Raw genomic sequence first — 2726 nt, 5'->3', positions numbered from 1 at the left:
GGCAATCTTGCCGGTTGGTGCGACATGCACAGCAAACACGGCAGCCTGCCGCTGGCCGATGTCATTTCGCCAGCAATCCGGCTGGCCGCAGGTGGCTTCAAGGTGACAAATTACCTGAACGGGACGATCAAACGGCATGCCGAGGATCTGGCACTGGACCCGGTTATTGCCAAACTCTTCCTGCCGGCCGGATCGCCCGCCGCACCCGGCCATACGCTTGTGCAAGGCGATTTTGCTGAAAGCCTGCGGATGATCGCGCGCGATGGACCCGCTGCCCTTCATGGTGGCGCGTTGGGACAGGCCCTGATCGACCGGCTGGGGGACGAAGGCCATGTCTCGATCGACGATTTACGAAACTACACGGTGCGCGAGCGCGATGCGATCCTCTGCGATTATCGTGGTTTTGAAATCGCGGGTCCGCCGCCGCCGGCCTCGGCCGGTGTACATGTGGCGCAGATGCTGAACATACTCGAAGGATATGACCTTCGGGCCATGGGGTTCGACAATCCCGAAACGCTGCATCTATTGGCCGAAGTCATTCGTATCGGGTTCGAGGATCGGCGCGCCGCCTCTGGCGATCCAGATTTTGTCGATATCCCGGTCGAGCATTTGATTTCAAAGAACTATGGCCGTGCATGCCGCGATAGGATACGCGACACAGCCCAGTTGCAACACGTCCCTCCGGTGGTGGAAAGCAACAACACGACCCATGTCACAGTGGCCGACAAGGTCGGCAATATCGTGTCCGCAACGCATACGATCAATGGTCTTTTCGGCGCGCGCATCATGGTGCCAGGGACCGGGATCATTCCAAACAACTACATGTACAATTTCGATCCCCACCCCGGCAAAGCGATGTCCATCGTTCCGGGCAAGCGCGTGCCGACCTCAATGGCCCCGATGATTGTTCTGCGGCAGGGTAACCCGCAGTTCGCGGTTGGGCTGCCCGGCGCTTTACGTATCTTTCCGTCCGCCCTGCAAGCCATCGTGAACATTATCGACCACGGTATGAGCCTTCAGCAGGCGGTAGAGGCGCCACGACTTTGGACAGAAGGCGCCCATGTCGAATTGGAGCCCTGCTATGAACACCATGCCGATGCGCTGCGTGCGAAAGGGCATAGCGTCGAGATCGTGTGTCATATCGGTGGAGGGATGAATGCGATTGCCTTTACGGATGACGGCGAAATGACCGGCGCCGCCTGTTGGCGCGCCGATGGCACCGTGTCGGCCCTGGGTGGTGGCCTTGCCGACGCCGGTGTGTCGTTTCACATCTGATGGTGACTGATGCGGGGTCAATCAAGGTCGCAACCGGGACCGCGTTCGCGGGTTGGCGGCGCAAACCTTCAGTATCCCCGTTCGGCATCCGCTACGTCTTCACAGCTTTCGGTCTTCGCGAATGTCATCAGGTTGTTTGCAATGAGCCGCCCGCCAGTTTCGGCGTCGATCTGCGATGCCACATGCGGGGTGACGGTGATTGCAGGATGCGACCAGAATGGGTGATCGGTCGGCAACGGCTCAATATGAAAAACGTCCAGCGTTGCCTGTTTGATCTGCCCATTGTCCAACGCCGCGACAAGATCGTCTTCCACCAAATGAGGCCCGCGCGCGCAATTGATCACACAAGCGCCTTTCGGCAATTTCTGGAACAGGGTCGCATTGAGGATACCGCGCGTCTGCTCCGTCAACGGCAACAGATTGACGAGGATGTCACACCCGTCCAGGAAAGTGTCAAAGGCCCCCTCTCCTGCGAAACACGTCACACCGTCAATTGTTTTCGCGGATTTCGACCAGCCACGGGTCGCAAACCCCAATTGCGCCACGGTGCTCGCCGCAGCAGCCCCAAGATTGCCCAACCCCATGACGCCGACAGTCCGGTTCGGTGCGACGGGCACAACAATGGCATGCCAGTCGTTCTGCGCCTGGGCCAAAAGCTGACGCGGCATATCGCGATGGTGACGCAGGACATGCAGAGCGACATATTCGCGCATCCGCTGTGTCAGGTCGGCACCCACTGTCCGGATGATGGGAATGTCCGACGGCAATTCGGAATCTGCCAAGACATGATCGATCCCCGCGCCGATGGACACGATGGCGCGCAGATTCCGGAACCGCGCGAGATCGCCGGTCCGGGGACGCCAGACTACGGCAAAGTCCACCGTTTCAGGGTCGGCGGCAGTATCAAGCGATGCGACGTCCCAGCCGGGCAGCAACCCTTGCAGCATGTCGACCCACCATTGGGTTTTGTCTTCGGCAGGCAGATAAACGGCAACTCTCATTCGGAATCCTTTCAGATTTAGGCAGGGGCAGTCGATGAATTTCAAACAGCTAGAAGCGTTCTATTGGCTGAGCCAGATCCAGAATTACCGGCAGACTGCGGAGCGGCTGGGCCTGACGCAACCTGCCGTTTCGGCACGCATCCAGTCTTTGGAAAATGATCTGGGCAAGTCCTTGATTGATCGCGATGCACCCGGGTTTCGACTGACCGATCAGGGGATAGAGGTCGCTGAATTCGCCTTGCAGTTCTTGAACCTGCGCGAGACGATGAATTCCCGGTTGCTGGACAAGCAGAAACAGCGTCTCACGATAGGACTCGCTGGCATGGCGGCAATCACCTGGGGGCCGATCCTGCGGGCTCGGGTGGACGCCGAACATCCCGAGATCATGCTCGACATATATGCGGGGTCCGACCTTCAGTTGCGGCGTTTCATCGACGCCGGCACGCTCGA

Annotated in this window: 3 protein-coding genes; 2 read left to right on the top strand and 1 reads right to left on the bottom strand. The window is 59.2% G+C overall.

Annotation, left to right across the window (positions count from 1 at the left end; translation table 11 throughout):
* Nucleotides 1–1275, top strand: a 1275-nt coding sequence (locus LCF60_RS24215) for a gamma-glutamyltransferase (RefSeq protein ID WP_292295084.1), incomplete at its 5' end; no start/stop codon positions are given.
* A 68-nt stretch (nucleotides 1276–1343) separates the two neighbouring features.
* Here the strand turns inward: LCF60_RS24215 and LCF60_RS24210 are convergent.
* Nucleotides 1344–2276, bottom strand: coding sequence for a glyoxylate/hydroxypyruvate reductase A (locus tag LCF60_RS24210; RefSeq protein WP_292295083.1), 933 nt, complete (start codon nucleotides 2274–2276; stop codon nucleotides 1344–1346).
* A 34-nt stretch (nucleotides 2277–2310) separates the two neighbouring features.
* Here LCF60_RS24210 and LCF60_RS24205 point away from each other — a divergent pair.
* Nucleotides 2311–2726, top strand: a 416-nt coding sequence (locus LCF60_RS24205) for a LysR family transcriptional regulator (RefSeq protein WP_292295082.1), incomplete at its 3' end; no start/stop codon positions are given.

The organism is Marivita sp. (genome assembly GCF_020055635.1).
Taxonomy (GTDB): domain Bacteria; phylum Pseudomonadota; class Alphaproteobacteria; order Rhodobacterales; family Rhodobacteraceae; genus Marivita.
This window is presented reverse-complemented; position numbering and strand designations above follow the sequence as displayed.